Source organism: Chitinophaga sp. G7 BAM 1005 (assembly GCF_057126945.1).
On the sequence record NZ_CP181478.1, the window covers coordinates 5,389,148 to 5,405,453 of the forward strand.

Sequence of the window (16,306 nt, forward strand, 5' to 3'; positions counted from 1 at the left end):
CGTTATTTTTAGTGATAAAGAAATGAGTTATTGCATAAGGGCATTTACTGCGGTAGCGGCAGTATTGCCGATGCCGTAATAGGTGAACCCGTGTTTTACCAGTTGTACATCATCATAGATATTCCTGCCATCAAAGAGCAGTGGTGTTTGCAGCAGGCTATGCAGGCGTGGCCAGTCGGGCATCCGGAAGGCATTCCATTCCGTTACCAGTAGTACCGCATCTGCACCGGTGGCGGCGGCATACATATCATCTGCAAAGATGACGCTGTCGCCCAGCAGGTGAAGCGCTTCTTCCATTGCAACGGGATCGTATACACGAACCTGCGCGCCGGCTTCCAGCAGGCTGTTGATCAGCACCAGGGAAGGCGCTTCCCGCATGTCGTCGGTATTGGGCTTGAAAGACAATCCCCATATGGCGAACGTGCGGCCTTTGATATCGCCGTCGAAATGACGGAATACTTTATCGGATAGTATTTTCTTCTGGTCTTCATTCACTGCTTCCACTGCTTCGAGAATGCGGAGCTGATAGCCGTATTCTCGGCCGGTCTGAATCAGGGCTTTTACATCCTTCGGGAAGCAGGAACCACCGTAGCCGATGCCGGGATACAGGAAGTGTTTCCCGATGCGGGGATCGCTGCCGATACCTTTGCGTACCTGGTTAATATCAGCACCTACAAGCGTGCATACGTTGGCGATATCGTTCATATAGGAGATCCTGGTAGCCAGCATGGCATTGGCTGCGTACTTGGTCATCTCCGCGGAGGCGATATCCATAAAAAGCAGCGGGTGTCCGTTTAACACAAATGGGCGGTATAATTGTTCCAGTACTTCGCGGGCATGGGTAGTACTCACGCCGGCGACTATACGATCCGGCTTCAGGAAATCATTTACCGCAGCGCCTTCTTTCAGGAACTCCGGGTTGGACGCTACATCGTAATCAATAATCAGCTGACGGGCCGACAGGCTTTCCTTTACTGCGCGGTTCACACGGGCGGCGGTACCTACCGGCACGGTGCTTTTGGTCACCAGCAGGAGGTAATGCTCCATGTGCTGCCCTACCTCATGCGCTACCTGTAATACATACTTCAGGTCAGCGCTGCCATCTTCTCCCGGTGGTGTGCCTACAGCAATGAATACTACTTCAGCACCGGGTAATGCACTGGCCAGCGAGGTAGTGAAGGAAAGCCGGCCGCTTGCCTGATTACGCATCACCATTTCAGGCAAACCGGGTTCATAAATGGGCAATACCCCTTTCTGAAGCCGCGCTATCTTTGCTGCGTCCACATCAACGCAGGTAACACTGGTTCCCACTTCAGCCAGGCAGGCACCGGTAACCAGTCCAACATATCCTGTTCCTACAATAACTACTTTCATACCCCTGGTTTTTAAGGTTGTAATTTGAACTGATCCTGTTGCAGGAAATCCCTGTAAGCCATTACCAGTCCTTCTTTCAGGCTGATGCTATGTTTCCATCCCAGCCGGTGCAGTTTTGATACATCCATCAGCTTACGTGGTGTGCCATCCGGTTTGGTAGCGTCAAAAATGATTTCCCCTTCATAGCAAACCACTTCCCGGATATATTCTGCCAGTTGCTTGATGGTGAGGTCTTCTCCTATTCCGATGTTCACCGGTTCTTTATCGCTGTAATGCTGCATGAGATATACACAGGCATCCGCCAGGTCATCTGCAAATAAAAATTCGCGTTTAGGCATTCCCGTACCCCATACAGTTACCGATGGTTTCTGATTTACTTTTGCTTCATGAAAGCGGCGGATCAGCGCCGGTAATACGTGTGCATTTTCCGGGTGATAATTATCGCCGATGCCGAACAGGTTAGTGGGCATTACGCTGGTAAAGTTGCAGCCATACTGATCGCGGTAAGCTTCGCACAATTTGATGCCGGCTATTTTTGCAATCGCGTAGGGTTCATTGGTTTGTTCCAGTAAACCTGTGAGTAAGAAACTTTCTTTGATAGGCTGCGGCGCCATGCGCGGGTAAATGCAGGAGCTTCCCAGGAACTGCAACTTGGTAACGTTGTGTTTCCATGCCGAATGGATTACATTGGCGGCAATCATGAGGTTATCATACAGGAACTCTGCGCGGTAAGTATTGTTAGCGTGTATGCCGCCTACTTTGGCGGCTGCCAGGAATACATAGGCCGGTTTTTCTTTTGCAAAAAATTCATCTACCGCTTCAGCGTTCCGTAAATCCAGTGTGCCGGATGTGCGGGTAATAATGTTCTGGTAACCTAGTGTTTCCAGTCTGCGTTTAATAGCACTTCCTACCATTCCGCGGTGGCCGGCTACATATATAAGATCGTTTGCCTCCATACGTGTTGATTGATTGTGTTTATGTTTAGAGCAGCTCCGGGCGGTTTTCCCTCACCCATTGATGCAGTTGTTTAATATCCTGTCCGCTTCCTTTCCGCATAATCAGCAATGCGCTTTCTGTATTCACCACCACCATATCTTCCACACCTACCAATGCTACCAGTTTATCTTTTCCTATCACCATACTCTTACGGGGATCGCTTTGAATAAATACTGCCTGGTGATTCCTGTACTGGTAATGTTGTGAAAGTGCATCTGCCAGTGCTTCATAGCTGCCTACATCGCTCCAGTCCATTTTGCTGGGCACTACTTTTACGATACTGCTTTTTTCCAACACTGCATAGTCGATGCTGTCAGACGGAATCGCTTCCATGCTTTCTTTCGACAGCACGCCGGTTTGTTTCCATTCTTCCGCGGCGATGGCAGCAGCTTCATAGATAGCAGGTGCATGTTTTTGCAGTTCCTGCAGCATGATGCGTGCTTTGCAGCAGAAGATGCCGCTGTTCCAGAGGAATCCGCCGGCGGCCAGCATGGCTTCTGCCACGGCGCGATCAGGTTTTTCCACGAAACGGAGCACATCATGACCGGAGTAGCTGATGTAGCCGAATCCCGTATCCGGGCGTGTAGGCACCAGGCCAATGGTAACAATATGGTTGCCAGCGGCCAGCAGGCCGGCGGTTTCAATGGCCATTGCGTATCGGTCGGGCGTGCCTATCAGGTGATCGGCCGGTGTAATGAGTAGTATGGTTTCCGGCTCTGCGGTGAAGGCTGCCAGGGCAATGGCGGCAGCCGTATTACGTCCTACCGGTTCGGCCAGGCATACCGGCGCAGCTGCGCCTGCCTGCATCAGTTGTTCCTGAACAATTTCCGACTGCTGTTCATTGACAATCGCCATTACTTTGTTACAGGCAAAACGGTTTCGCCGGAAAGCGAGTTGCAAAAGACTATAGCCGTCGAACAGGGTGAGTAATTGCTTGGGCGTTTGTTGGTTGGACAAAGGCCATAACCGGGTGCCGGAGCCACCGCAAAGGAGAATATGCTGCATCATAGGATGATTGGTTTATGGTCAGTAATGATGTCCGTTCACCGTTTTATGGCCGGTGATCACCGTCATTTCCCTGGAAGGCACGGTTGCTACAAGCATACAGCCCAGCCTATTGAGTTCCACTTTCACGCGGTTACGGCTGATCTGTAAGATCCTGGCGGTAGAAGCAGAACGATTTTCTTCTTCCTCTGCCCGTATAGGAAATTTTTCTACAGATACATCTTCATAATCACGGAGAAAATGGCGGATGAGTGCTATTTCGTGATCCGGTATCACCGCCGGTTGCCCCAGCCAGTACACGAAGTTGACCACGTTGTCTGTTTCCTTTACCACCCAGCTCCTGCTTTCAGGAATGTGTACGAATACGTAGGATGGAAAAAGAGGTTCCTGGATGATCTTACGGGCACGCACCAACGGTTTAGCGGGAACGTAGTGTTCCACTTTTTTACGGGTGAAAAGGTCTGCCACTTTTTTTTCGCATTTTGGCCGGGTATATACCGCATACCAGACCGGAGGCTGTTCATTAAACATAGAAGCCGGTTTTAAGGTGATCGGATAGTTTTTTGTAGAATTTATAAAGGCAGGAGCGGGCATGATTTCGCCCTTTGTTTATTTATATCTCGACTATAGCTGGCTGCAGTTACTTTACACTGCGCCTGAATAATCCGGGTTTCTTTGTTACTTCCGTGTATCCGTATCCGTTAATATCACCATATCCGGATCCGTAACCGTATCCTGCTACACCTTGTCGTTTGATACCGTTAAACACGATGTTTAGTTTTCCTAACTCTTTATTCTGATACAACTCTTCAATGAGTTTAAGATAGTGTTTCGGAGTCCGCTGGTGACGTACCACATACAGGGTAGCATCGCAATAAGGCGCTATCAGGCGGGCATCTGTTACCAGTCCTACCGGTGCGGAGTCAATGATAATATAATCGAACCGTTCTTTCAGTTCATTCAGCAACCGTTCCAGTTCACCATTCAGAATAAGTTCACTTGGGTTTGGCGGCATAATACCGGCCGACAACAGATAGAGGTATTCATTATCTCCAACGGGTTGCAATATCTGCTGCAACGATGCTTTGCCAACGAGGTAGTTGCTGATACCCGGATCGGCACGCATGTTCAACATTTTGCTGACCATTGGTTTTCTCAGGTCAAATTCCAGCAGCACTACTTTCTTTTTGGCGAGTGATAAGCTCATGGCCAGGTTAACGGATATAAAGCTTTTTCCTTCACCGGATATGGAAGAAGTGATCAGTAATGTTTTGCGGTCGCCGTTTAAACCGATATAAGACAGGGATGTTCTCAATGCCCTGAACTGTTCTGCCACCGCGGTTCTGCTGTTATTAGACATCACGATGGCATCTTTGCTGTCGTGGTGCATAATCTCTGCTGCAATAGGCGCCGTTGTTATTTTTTCAATATCTGAGCGGAACATCACTTCGCGGTTCATCATATCTTTCAGGGATACAAATCCTGCTACCAGTGCAAGAGCTGTGAGTATCGAAATACCGAATACCATTGGTTTCTGCGGACTGAAAGCATATGCTGCTGCTTCTCCCGCATCTACCACGCGGCTGTCGGAAACGGCGGCCGCGTATGCCAGTGCGGTTTCTTCTCTTTTCTCCAGCAGGAAGGTGTAGATATTATTTTTGATCACCTGTTGCCTGCTTACTTCCAGCAATGCTTTTTCTTTTCCGGGTACGCTGCGGATGATGCCCATGTTGCGGCTGTTTTCTGCCTGCAGGCGTGTTAAGCCCGCCTGCAGATTGGCGCGCAGGCTCCCGATATTTTCCATGATAGCGGGTTTCAGCCTTTCTACCTGCCGGTTCAAACTTGCCAGCAGCGGGCTGTTTTCGCCGGTGGTTTTGCGTAGTCTTTCCAGTTGTAATTCTGTTTCAGACAACTTGCTCACCAGTTCCAGCAACACCGGATCAGAAAGTCCCAATGTACCGGGTACAATATTCCCTCCGGGATTCTGGCTGGTAACATATCTTTCAATGGCATCCAGTACGGAGATCTGCATATTGGCCTCACTGATCTTGCGATCGTTTTCCTGTACACCTGCGAGGAATATTTTACTTTGTTCACTAATGTCCACAATGCCCTGGGAGGTTTTGAAGTGTTCCACTTCTGTTTCCGCCTGGCCCAGTTCCGTACTTACAATACGCAGGCGTTCTTCCACGAAGCGCATAGTGTTGGCAGAGGTTCTGTTCTTATCTTCCACAGCGGCCTGGCTATATACCCGGATCAGTTCATTCACAATATCTTCCCCGCGTTCCGGCGCCGCGTCGGTGTATTCAAGATCTACTACGCTGCCGGCTTTTGCGGCGGGCATAATTTTCATGGTACCGAGGATGATCTGCATCCAGGTTTTCTCATTCATGATATGCAGCACATAACCGGCGGTAGTATCTGTATGCCTGGCTTCTGCCTGGATGAGCATTTTTCCCCAGCGTGTTTGCACCGTATCGTTCAGCGGATATTTTTTACCGTCGATGGCTACACGCTTTTGCACAGGATCATATGTAAAAGGCCAGTTGCCGGTAGAAGCCAGCTGGATAGATTCCGGTTCCAGGAAGGTAAATTTCACCGGGCTATCTTTATAAAGTACAACGTCTCTTATTTTTCCTTTTTCTATTACTTCTCCATAAAGATTCAGGTTCCTTACCACTTCCTTTGTGAGGGTGCGTGACTTCAGGATTTCTATTTCGTTTTCCATCACTGTTTTGCTGCCGCCCATCAGGTCGAGCGACTGCAGCATATCGCTGGCGCCGAGCCCATTGGTGGCTTCCTGTACCAGGAGTACACCGGAAATTTTATACAAAGGAGTAGCATAACGGAGATAAAGGAAAGCAGCTACCAGTGCGGCTACTACGGCTCCTGCAAAGAAAGGCCAGTATGGCAGATAGCGGGAGCGGATGATAGTAAGCAAACTCTGAGGCGCTTCCGTGTGCTGGGTTTTATGTCCGTTTACTTTTTGCATAACCTAATTATTAATAACTAACCGGTCCAGGATAATAACGAGTAATGAGAGACTGCTGAGAATAATTGGCAGGATTTGCCGCGAACGATCAGCCGTCGCTACTTTTGATTTATTGGGTTCTACATATAGGATATCATTGGGTTGCAGAAAATAGTAAGGAGAATTCAGGATACTTTTGTCGTTCAGATCGATGCGTCGTATAATCCGCTGCCCGTCTATCTCCCGGATTAACAGGATATTATTTCGTTTACCGAACACCGTTATATCACCTGCCATTCCCAATGCTTCAAGGACCGATATTTTTTCGTTGGTTACATTTACTACAGTTGGTTTATTCACCTCTCCCAGTATGGTTACGCGGTAGTTGAGAAACCGTATGCTCACCACCGGGTCTACCAGGAGCTTTCGTTCAATGAGCTGATCATGCAGGTATACGGTAAGTGCTTTTTTGGTGAGGCCCGTTACTTTTACGGGACCCAGTACGGGGTACTGTATAAATCCCTGTTCATCTACCAGGAATCCTCCCAGCATAGCGCCGGCTCCTGCATTGGCGCCACCTGCGCCGGAAGCGGAGGTCATGTTGGATACATTATATATGATCACATCCTCCGGATTAAGACTGCTTACGTTGATCTGCAGTATGTCATTCTTCTGAATACGGGGGTCAAAACTGCTATCTGATGGTAATAGCACCGTATCTCTCACATCATTGAAATAAACAGCATTTTTGGTTGACACGCACGAAGTAAACAAACAACTTAAGCATAGCAATCCCAATCCTATCCAGGTTAAGCAGGCTTTCAATATCATCGATATGGCATTTAACATCATCACTTACACTGACCGTTCCTCTCAATACAAACTTACTTCAGAACGGGGTGGGATTCAATTACTCACTACAGTATAAATTGGGATGATTGGTATGGCGTCCTTACTTATTAAAGTAAGTTACCGCTCACAACCACTGACATATATAATAAAACAAAATATTAATAATATATTTGAATAAAGATAAAAAATAGGGTAATGAATAAGTTATTTGATAAAATTTTTGAGATTAACTCAGATTTGGTTGAAACGTTCAATTTAAAATATACCTTTTTCAGATGTTGGTTCACAGTGAATACTGTCACAAATAGCTTGGCTGCCATTTCCTTATATGAGTAACCTTCTTTCAGCAGGGCCACCAGTTCATACTCCCTGCGGGTAAGCTTGTCTTTGATGCTTTCCAGCGGATCCTTATTGATATGAGTAATGAGCAGGTGCGCTGCACGTGGGGATAAAGAAGCGCCGCTTTGAACAGTATCCATCACCGACTGATAGATATCACTGAGGCGGCTGGATTTAATGACATAGCCGCTCGCGCCATTTTTAATGGCTTCAATAATATACTGCTGCTCCTCATGGCCAGACAGTACAATCACCTTTGCGTCGGGATACAACCGCTTTACTTCGCGGAGCCCTTCAATGCCGGATATACCAGGTAACGTGATATCCAGCAGGATTACTTTTACATCCGGATAAGTAACAGGTAAGGCCATAAATTCCTCTATCGATTTACAGGCAAACATCACCTTACACTCCTGGAAGTCTTCCAGGAATTCACGGTAATTACTTAGCAGAAAATGGTTGTCTTCAATGATTCCAATGTTGATCATGGCTAAACGGGGGTATGGTATTCGAAATGATATGGTTTAATAAGGTAATCTGATAGTAAATATAGTCTGAAAAATGATAGTTGATTAGTATAATTTTTTACACATATGTTATGTATTTATATACAGATGGAAATAAAACATGACATCTTTATAAAATAAATTATAAAATATTCTATATAAACAAATTCTCACTCTATGTTAAATAAAAATGATCAATACGGACTTTTTTAAAAATATATATAAGTTTCGTATATTGTGCACATAACCATTTGTGCTCCTAACCCGGTATCCTTCGAAATAGAAACCTTATTAAGAATCAACCAAAAAAAGAGTATGCTGAACCATATCAAAAGGCATGCAGGTGGCCAAAAATCATTACTGGAAATGCGATCGGATTTTATTGCAATGGCTACACATGAATTTAAAACACCGATCAGTGCCATCTCATCCTCCATAGAGTTACTGGAAACCAAAATGCAGAGAGATGAATTGATGTTACCGTTTTACGAACGCAATTTGTCCCGCATTAAGGAAGAAATAGACATTTTAAGCAGCATGGTAGACGATATCCTTACTACCGGCAGCATGGTAGCCGGCCCCCCTGTAACACAACCGGAAGAAACAGCACTACCCATTTTTGCCAGTATGATCCGGCAACAATATTTCAGTAACCGTGCTGATCAGCGGGAACTCCGCATCAAAGTATCCGGGCGCCCGCGTAATATCTATATCGACAGAAGCCACCTGGCGGGGATACTCACCAATCTTATCAGCAATGCGTTTAAATACTCTTCCGGCGATCCGCTGCTCGGCCTGCATTTCCGGAAAAACCACCTCTGCATCAAAGTAAAGGACAATGGCATCGGTATACCGGAAGCGGATATACGCTTTTTATTCACTCCTTTCTTCCGGGCAACAAACGCCCGCAGCAAAGAGGGTACCGGCCTCGGCCTGGCTATTGTAAAATCGTATGTTGCCGCCAACAACGGGCATATCAGCGTAACCAGCGGCAAAAATGGTTCTGTTTTCTCGGTTACCTTTAGCTATTAACGGAGCAGCATCACTGTTCCTTTCAATACATGCTGGTCACTGCGGCTATCCGTATACGTACATACGTACACATATGCCTGAACACCCGCCGGCATGCCTTTAAAATTCCCGTCCCAGCCCGCTTCGGGCGCGTTACTCATAAACACCAAAGCCCCCCACCTGTCGTATACCCGTAACCGGTAGTCGTGAATAACATCATATACTTTCGGGCGAAACAAATCGTTCAGTCCGTCGTTGTTTGGACTGAAAGCACCGGGCATCACCACCGTACAGTTTTTCCAGGGAGATTCTACCTTAGCAGTTACACCGGCGCTGTAATCATGCGCATCCATTATTTCCGCTATATGCGTACCCGCCGCAAGCCCGGGGAACACGCTATCTGTTTGCCATTGCCCGTTATCCAGCCGGTACCGGTAAGGCGCCGCGCCGCCGGTTACATGCAGCATAATGCGCCCATCAGCTACTTCCCCACAGCTGCAGGGCTTTACACTGGCCTGCACTGCCGGCGGCATCAGCGGATCAATGGCAGAAAGATTGTCCATCAGCAGCGCGATCCCATACATACTTTTATTGCAGGGCGTTGTAGGATAAGCCCAGCAGGAAATATAAGCATAATTGCCGTGCGGCCTGAACACTGCATGATACCGTTTCCAGTTTTCATGGGTAAAGTTACCGGACGACCACAACAGCTCGGCAGTATCTCCGGGTGCATTACCTCCAAAAATCGCCAGGTTGCCGTAACAGGCCGGGTATAAATAATAAAGTGTAAAGGCCAGGTCGAAGCTCAATACATAAGTGCTGTCCTGTTTTAACGAGGCAGACAACTTTTGGGCGATACCTTCCAGGAATCCTTTTCCACTATGCACACCTATATAACTATTACCAGCTGAGGGGGCCAGCAGGATCTCAAAAACGCCCGGCTGTGTATCCGGCGTACCATTAGCTACCATCCAGCCTGCAGGAACCAAACCTTTCCCGGTACGGCCTTCCAGTGAAGGGTTACTTAAGGGTATCTGCTGCGCCTCCGCCGGCACGCACAAAGCTAAAAACAGCCAGCAGCATAGTATTCCGTATATAACTGTGAGATCTGAAAACATGCCGCTCATTTACCGCATTAAAATTACCGGTTATATAGATGATGACATATACTTATACAAGTAGTTTGTCGTCCTACTTTTCTTTTGTTTTCTTTGCCCGAAAAAATATCTTTGCCCACGAAAATGCCCCGGCACCCGATTGTGCCATTGTTTAATCCGAAAAACACTTATCATGAAAAGATCCGTACTGTACTTAGCCCTGGGAACCGCCCTTCTCACCACGTTTGTGTCATGTAATGAAACTGGTAAAAAAGACAGCAACGCAGCGTACGAAGATAAATCTGCATCTTCCGCAAATGACGTAATTGAGTACACCAACCTCATTGTAGACCTGTCTAACAAAAATTCCGACTACGTAGCCCGGCTGGTAAATAACGCCGACCGTGTAACCGAATTACTGTCTGGCAACGGCAATCCTGCCTTCCTTAGCAGTATCATCAAACCCATTATGATCAATATGATCAGTCATGGAAAGGTGAAAGTGGAAGAACCGGTAGATGCCTTAAATAAGGCAGATCAACAGTTTTTTAAAGAAAAGGTAGCCAGCTTTAAAGGCTCGTTCGACAAGTTAAAAACTACTTACACCCAACTGGATGATTACCTGAAAGCACAGGACTATAAAGACGACAAAGGCGCAAAGGGCCTGGCACTGGCAGATTCCATCCGCAACGATGCACAGGTTTTCTTTGAACAGAAAACTGTCCTGATGAAAAGAGTGGGCGAAGTAGCAGATGCCAGTGAGGCGATCATTCTGAAAGACAGCCCCATAAAAGAATATGTACTGGCTATGAAAGCCGATATGCAGTCGGTACGCGATTACATTAACCTGCTGGGAGAAGGTGGTGCAGACTTCGCAAAGATCAGCGATAAAGCGCAGGCAGCCTACGACGCATTGGAAAAAAGCCAGGCAGCGCATGCAGGTATAGATATGGCCAACGCCGCAAAAGAAAACAAAGAATCATATTACAAGAACTTCTACGACAGCTTCCATCAGTTCCTCCTGACAGCAAAAAGGATCATGCGTGATGCCAGGGAAAAAGGCGAAATGACCGACAGTCAGCTGGAAAGCCTCGACAACTCGCTCGATACCATGATTGGCAGGTACAACAGCTTCACAAAATAAAATAACAATGGGTGGATATCCGCAATGGATATCTATCCATTTGCTTTACAGAAAAAAAATACTTCTTCCAACAAAAAACCGCAGCCAGGAATGACTGCGGTACTTTTCTTATCCACTCGTTTATCGTTGTAAACTCAACGCTGTATTATGCGAAAACTGTTGTAATGTAGTTGTTACGGTCTTTTCCAGTTCTGCGCCGGAAAGCTCCTTGCGGAAAGCTTTTTCCTCCAGTGCAGACATCACCTTATATAGCGGTTCATTATTTACTTTCTTCTGCAGATTAATTTCGCTGCTTTCACCACCGTAGATCTTATCCCAGCTTTTACGTACTCTGTCCAGAAAGCTTTATGTTGTTCCCACCATTCTTTGGCCAGCTGGCATTTGCTTTCGCCGGTGCGGTTATAGGTATTCAATCCTTTCTCTCCCACAATCACCTTATCCGTACCATTTGCGCGGATCACTTTCTTGTTATCCTGCTCATGTACAGATCCGGTAGCAGTGATTTCATGATGATTTACCCGGTGTAATACATTATAGTCTTTGCGGGTGGTATACTCCCGGCGGGGCAACGGTGCATCGGACGCAGCTTCCCAATAGTGGCGGCCATCGGCATGTACCCAGGTAGCAGAGCCTTCGTAGCGCGGCTCATCATCCACGCCGTATACTTTCTGTGACCACTGGCCTTTCATCTGGGCGGCGGGTAGCGTAACTTTCTTCCACTGGTTATCCTGTGCATAAGCAAGCAGTTGCTGATTTTCGTACTGCCAGTCTTCCGTCCAGTGCTTGATCACGCTGCTGTCTGCAATAAGCAGATGCTGCAATACAATGCGGCGGGGATCTTCAGATGCAACGGTTACATATTCTATGGCGTCAATAATTTTATGATATCCTTTGGGCTTATAGCTGGTATCTGCCGGGAATGTTTCCGTGTACTCAAAAGTCACTTCCTGGCAGCCACACATACTTCTGATAGCTGCTTTATCCTGCAACAGTTTATCACCGCCCTTTTGCTGGGCTGTTGCTGCCAGCGCCATGAATGCGCTGATGATTAAAATGGAAATACATTTCATAAAAATAAAAATGAGTGGTTAGTTGAATTTACGTGTGCCATCCGGCTGATACGCAAACCGGAAATTATAATAACGGCTTATTGATGTTCCGTGGTTGGAGGTGATGAACAGGCCGGTTTGTTCTGCCAGCACCTGCTGCAGCAATAGCGCTCCCATAGCCTGTATCTGTTGCTTATGGATCACCGTAACCGGTACGGGTACTTTGCTTAACAGTTGTTCATTCCTGGTAGCGGTAACCACTACTTCCTGTAATACTTTACTGCCGGAAGTAGTGTCTGTTTGGGCAAAAAGGGTCCCTGCCCGCATGATGCAGGTGAGCAGGAATAAATATCTATACATCTTAAGGTTTATCTGAAATTGTGAAGCAAAAGTACGGGCATAAACATCAGTACCTTTACGAGTTTGGGAAAGTTATTTACGAGATCCGGAAATTTGCATTTAACTTAGTTGGCCCGGAAAAACTAACCGGTGTCCAAACAATTTTAAATCATTACCTGTTCATTAATATATGAAAACACAATACTTCCCGGCGGGCGACAGAGGCGTTAAAGACATAGGCTGGCTGAAAAGTAATTTCTTCTTCAGCTTCAGTGATTTTTATCACCCGATGCGCAGCGCTTTTGGTACGCTGTTCGCTTTCAACGACGACTATGTAGAAGCCGGCAAAGGCTTTGGTATTCATCCACACGTGAATATGGAAATTATTTCCGTTTTACTGAAGGGAAAGATGAATCACAAAGATACAATGGGATATAGTACCGAGATAGAAGCACCCGCTGTACAGATCATGAGTGCCGGCAGCGGACTAAGACATGAAGAGTATAATATAGGTACAGAAGAAGTTAACTTCTTACAGATCTGGATTCTTCCCAAACAACAAAACATTTCACCACGCTACCAGCAGCGGAGTTTCCCCCTGGAAAAAAGAAAGAACAAACTGGTAACCATCGTATCCGGTGAAGAAGGGATGCAGCATTGCTGGATCAACCAGAACGCGAAGTTGTCGCTCGGTTATTATGAGCAGCCGGCCAGCGTTACCTATACCTTTAACCAGCTGAATAAATGCCTGTTTATCTTTTCCATTTCCGGCAGCCTGAGAATACAGGACCAAGTATTGCAGCCGCGTGACGCTATCGGGATATGGGAAACCGGTGAGGTGATCCTGCAGTGCGGAGAGAAAACGGAGTTCCTGATTATTGAAACACCTGTCAATCAGAAGTAGATACCTTCTTAATACACATTAAATACAAACATATTATTACTTTTATAAAATAATAACATCCAATTTATTCATACAGGTAATTTATTCCACCGGGAATCATTAAATTTATATAGCACCGCTCTAAAGGGTCAATTACCTGTATGATTAATACCTCCCAAAATAATTACATAGGTTTCGAGGTACTCTTTAACCATGCCACCATCAGCATACTGGTTGCTGACAACCAGCACCGGATCGTGATGGCCAACCCCTTTCTGCTCAACCAGTTTGGCTACACAAAAGAAGAAGTTACGGGTCAGTTAACAAGCCTGTTACTTGTCCGCAACGGTAAAGAACAATATGCAGTACGGAAAAACGGCAGCCAGTTCCCGGTAGAGATCAGCCAGGCTAACCACGCCACCCCGGAAGGGATACTAACTATCCTTTACATCACTGATACCACCGATCGCCGGAATGCAGAGATGACGCTCCGGGAGCTTTCGCTGCAACGGAAAGAAGCGGCCGTTAAAGACGGTTCGCTCCAGCGGATGCACAGCTTCCTCAGTAGTTTATGGACCAGTACCGGCGCCATGATCATTGTAATCAATACCGATGGTTTCATCAAGTGGTTCAACCCGGCAGCAGAAAGGATACTGGGCTATAAAGCCAGCGAAATGGTGGATGTGTATACCCCATTGCTGCTGCATGATCCGGAAGAAGTGGCCCTGCGGGCAGAAGAATTTTCACAACAGCTGAACCAGCCGGTTGCTCCCGGTATGGAAACACTCACAATCAAAGCCAGGCTGAACCTGTACAATGAATACGAATGGCAATATATCCGGAAAGATGGAAGCAGACTACCGGTTTCCCTGACGGTATCCGCCATCCGGGATGCCACCGATATTACAGGATACATCGGCATTGCCATCGATCTTTCCCGTATTAAACAGGCGGAATCAGAGCTGAGAACTTCCCTGGAAAAAGAGCGGGAGCTGAATGAACTTAAATCCAGGTTTGTATCCCTGGCCTCCCACGAATTCAGAACGCCACTCAGCGCTATTCTGTCTTCCATCTACCTGGTGTCCAAATATGAAGCAGATGATGATTTAGCCAAACGGAGCAAACATATTCAACGTATTATTTCCGCGGTTAATATGCTAACGGATATATTAAACGATTTCCTGTCGGTAGGAAAAATAGAAGAAGGAAAGATACAGGTACGCCCCGGTACTTTTGATGCCGGCAAACATATCAGCAACATTCTCGGTGAAATGGACGGACTCAAAAAACCAAAACAGAATATTTACTATGCCCACCACGGCGCTGCTCATGCCTGCATGGATCCTACACTATTAAAACACATTGTTATGAACCTTGTATCCAATGCCATCAAGTTTTCTCCGGAGGGAGCCATCATTTCAATTCGGTCACAATGCAGCGACAGCAACTTCCAGCTATCCGTAAAAGACAAAGGAATAGGTATTTCAGAAGAAGACCGCCAGCATCTTTTTGAGCGCTTTTTCCGTAGTCAGCATGTGTCCAATATCCAAGGTACAGGACTCGGACTGCACATTGTAGCCAAATATGCAGAATTAATGAATGGCACAGTTTCCTGTAACAGCGCTCCGGAAAAAGGTACAGAGTTCATTGTTACGGTTCCCTTCCCCAAAAACTGACGCTCATGGAAAAAATATTGCTGATTGAAGATAACGCTGCCATCCGTGACAACGTAGCAGAAATCCTTGAACTGGCCAACTACCAGGTGCTCACCGCCACCAACGGCAAAGAAGGCGTGGCAATGGCCCTGGAACACCTCCCCGACCTCATTGTATGCGATATCATGATGCCCGTGCTGGATGGCTATGGCGTATTACACATGCTGCATAAAAATAAGGCCCTCCAAAAAACGCCTTTTATCTTCCTGACGGCCAAAGCAGAAAGAACGGATATACGAAAAGGAATGGAGCTGGGCGCAGATGATTATATCACCAAGCCTTTTGAAGGCACAGAGTTACTCAGTGCCATAGAAAGCCGCCTGAAAAGATGCGCAGAGATCAAACAGGACACCGTTACCGGTTTACACGGACTCCAGGTACTGCTTTCTGCCAGTACCGGCAGGGATCAGCTGACCATGCTCAAAGAAGACCGTAATACCAATCACTATAAAAAGAAACAAAGCATTTACGCCGCAGGCAACCGCCCGGATCATTTGTATTACCTCCTCCAGGGAAAAGTAAAAACATATAAACGCAACGATGAAGGTAAAGAACTGATCATTGGTTTATATAACGAAGGGGATTTCCTCGGGTATAATGCCCTGCTTGAAGGCGGTAACTACCAGGAGTATGCAGAGGCGATGGAAGACACGCTGATAGCCGTGATCCCGCAAAAAGATTTTGAACAGCTGATCAGCAGTAACCCCGAAGTGCTGGGGAAATTTATCCAGCTATTATCAAAAGAAATGGCGGAAAAAGAGCAGCAGCTGATCGGACTGGCGTATAATTCGCTTCGTAAAAAAGTAGCGGAAGCATTACTGATGCTCGACAAAAAATACAATACAACAGGCAGTAAACATTTTACGATTGATATCAGCCGGGAAAACCTTGCTGCAGTAGCAGGCGTGGCAAAAGAATCTCTGATACGTACATTGGGCGACTTCAGGGATGAGCAGCTGATTACATTGAAAGAGGGTCAGATTGCTTTTCTATCTGTCAAAAAACTGGCGGCGCTGGTAAACTGA

General features: G+C 46.6%; 15 protein-coding genes. 5 read left to right on the plus strand and 10 right to left on the minus strand.

Annotation, left to right across the window (positions count from 1 at the left end; translation table 11 throughout):
- Positions 1-27: 27 nt before the first annotated feature.
- The 7 genes from ACMXI2_RS21290 to ACMXI2_RS21320 all read right to left on the minus strand — a co-directional run bounded on the left by ACMXI2_RS21290 (position 28) and on the right by ACMXI2_RS21320 (position 8,025).
- Positions 28-1,374 (minus strand): UDP-glucose dehydrogenase family protein, encoded by a 1,347-nt coding sequence (locus ACMXI2_RS21290; RefSeq protein WP_483778085.1) that lies wholly within the window; start codon positions 1,372-1,374, stop codon positions 28-30.
- An 11-nt stretch (positions 1,375-1,385) separates the two neighbouring features.
- The gene (gene fcl, locus ACMXI2_RS21295) at positions 1,386-2,330 is read right to left on the minus strand and encodes a GDP-L-fucose synthase (RefSeq protein WP_483778086.1); all 945 of its coding nucleotides are present in this window, start codon (positions 2,328-2,330) and stop codon (positions 1,386-1,388) included.
- Positions 2,331-2,355: 25 nt separating this feature from the next.
- The gene (locus ACMXI2_RS21300; RefSeq protein WP_483778087.1) at positions 2,356-3,378 is read right to left on the minus strand and encodes a mannose-1-phosphate guanylyltransferase; all 1,023 of its coding nucleotides are present in this window, start codon (positions 3,376-3,378) and stop codon (positions 2,356-2,358) included.
- Between the two features lie 18 nt (positions 3,379-3,396).
- The gene (locus ACMXI2_RS21305; RefSeq protein ID WP_483778088.1) at positions 3,397-3,906 is read right to left on the minus strand and encodes a transcription termination/antitermination NusG family protein; all 510 of its coding nucleotides are present in this window, start codon (positions 3,904-3,906) and stop codon (positions 3,397-3,399) included.
- 109 nt (positions 3,907-4,015) lie between these two features.
- Positions 4,016-6,367 carry a GumC family protein gene (locus tag ACMXI2_RS21310; RefSeq protein WP_483778089.1) on the minus strand — a complete coding sequence of 784 codons (2,352 nt, stop codon included), beginning with the start codon at positions 6,365-6,367 and terminating at the stop codon, positions 4,016-4,018.
- 3 nt (positions 6,368-6,370) lie between these two features.
- On the minus strand, positions 6,371-7,105 hold the full coding sequence (locus ACMXI2_RS21315; protein ID WP_483778090.1) for a polysaccharide biosynthesis/export family protein: 735 nt from the start codon (positions 7,103-7,105) through the stop codon (positions 6,371-6,373).
- Between the two features lie 251 nt (positions 7,106-7,356).
- Entirely contained in the window at positions 7,357-8,025 is a 669-nt protein-coding gene (locus tag ACMXI2_RS21320) for a response regulator (RefSeq protein WP_483778091.1), read from the minus strand.
- A gap of 333 nt (positions 8,026-8,358) precedes the next feature.
- Between ACMXI2_RS21320 and ACMXI2_RS21325 the strand changes: the two genes are divergently transcribed.
- Positions 8,359-9,075: a sensor histidine kinase gene (locus tag ACMXI2_RS21325; RefSeq protein ID WP_483778092.1), complete on the plus strand. Its 717-nt coding sequence runs from the start codon at positions 8,359-8,361 to the stop codon at positions 9,073-9,075.
- Here the strand turns inward: ACMXI2_RS21325 and ACMXI2_RS21330 are convergent.
- The gene (locus ACMXI2_RS21330; protein WP_483778093.1) at positions 9,072-10,172 is read right to left on the minus strand and encodes a T9SS type B sorting domain-containing protein; all 1,101 of its coding nucleotides are present in this window, start codon (positions 10,170-10,172) and stop codon (positions 9,072-9,074) included. The two genes, ACMXI2_RS21325 and ACMXI2_RS21330, sit on opposite strands and share 4 nt — an antisense overlap.
- A gap of 172 nt (positions 10,173-10,344) precedes the next feature.
- Here ACMXI2_RS21330 and ACMXI2_RS21335 point away from each other — a divergent pair, with 172 nt between their 5' ends.
- On the plus strand, positions 10,345-11,295 hold the full coding sequence (locus tag ACMXI2_RS21335; protein WP_483778094.1) for a DUF3829 domain-containing protein: 951 nt from the start codon (positions 10,345-10,347) through the stop codon (positions 11,293-11,295).
- A gap of 263 nt (positions 11,296-11,558) precedes the next feature.
- Here ACMXI2_RS21335 and ACMXI2_RS21340 read toward each other — a convergent pair whose 3' ends face one another.
- Positions 11,559-12,365 carry a DUF6607 family protein gene (locus ACMXI2_RS21340; protein ID WP_483778095.1) on the minus strand — a complete coding sequence of 269 codons (807 nt, stop codon included), beginning with the start codon at positions 12,363-12,365 and terminating at the stop codon, positions 11,559-11,561.
- 18 nt (positions 12,366-12,383) lie between these two features.
- Positions 12,384-12,704, minus strand: a complete 321-nt coding sequence (locus tag ACMXI2_RS21345; RefSeq protein ID WP_483778096.1) for a hypothetical protein — start codon at positions 12,702-12,704, stop codon at positions 12,384-12,386.
- 169 nt (positions 12,705-12,873) lie between these two features.
- On the opposite strand from ACMXI2_RS21345, the gene ACMXI2_RS21350 reads away from it, so the two are divergent.
- The 3 genes from ACMXI2_RS21350 (at position 12,874) to ACMXI2_RS21360 (ending at position 16,306) form a co-directional block, all read left to right on the plus strand.
- Positions 12,874-13,587: a pirin family protein gene (locus tag ACMXI2_RS21350; protein WP_483778097.1), complete on the plus strand. Its 714-nt coding sequence runs from the start codon at positions 12,874-12,876 to the stop codon at positions 13,585-13,587.
- A gap of 140 nt (positions 13,588-13,727) precedes the next feature.
- Positions 13,728-15,242 (plus strand): sensor histidine kinase, encoded by a 1,515-nt coding sequence (locus ACMXI2_RS21355; protein ID WP_483778098.1) that lies wholly within the window; start codon positions 13,728-13,730, stop codon positions 15,240-15,242.
- Positions 15,243-15,247: 5 nt separating this feature from the next.
- Complete coding sequence (locus ACMXI2_RS21360; protein WP_483778099.1) at positions 15,248-16,306, plus strand: response regulator; 1,059 nt, start codon at positions 15,248-15,250, stop codon at positions 16,304-16,306.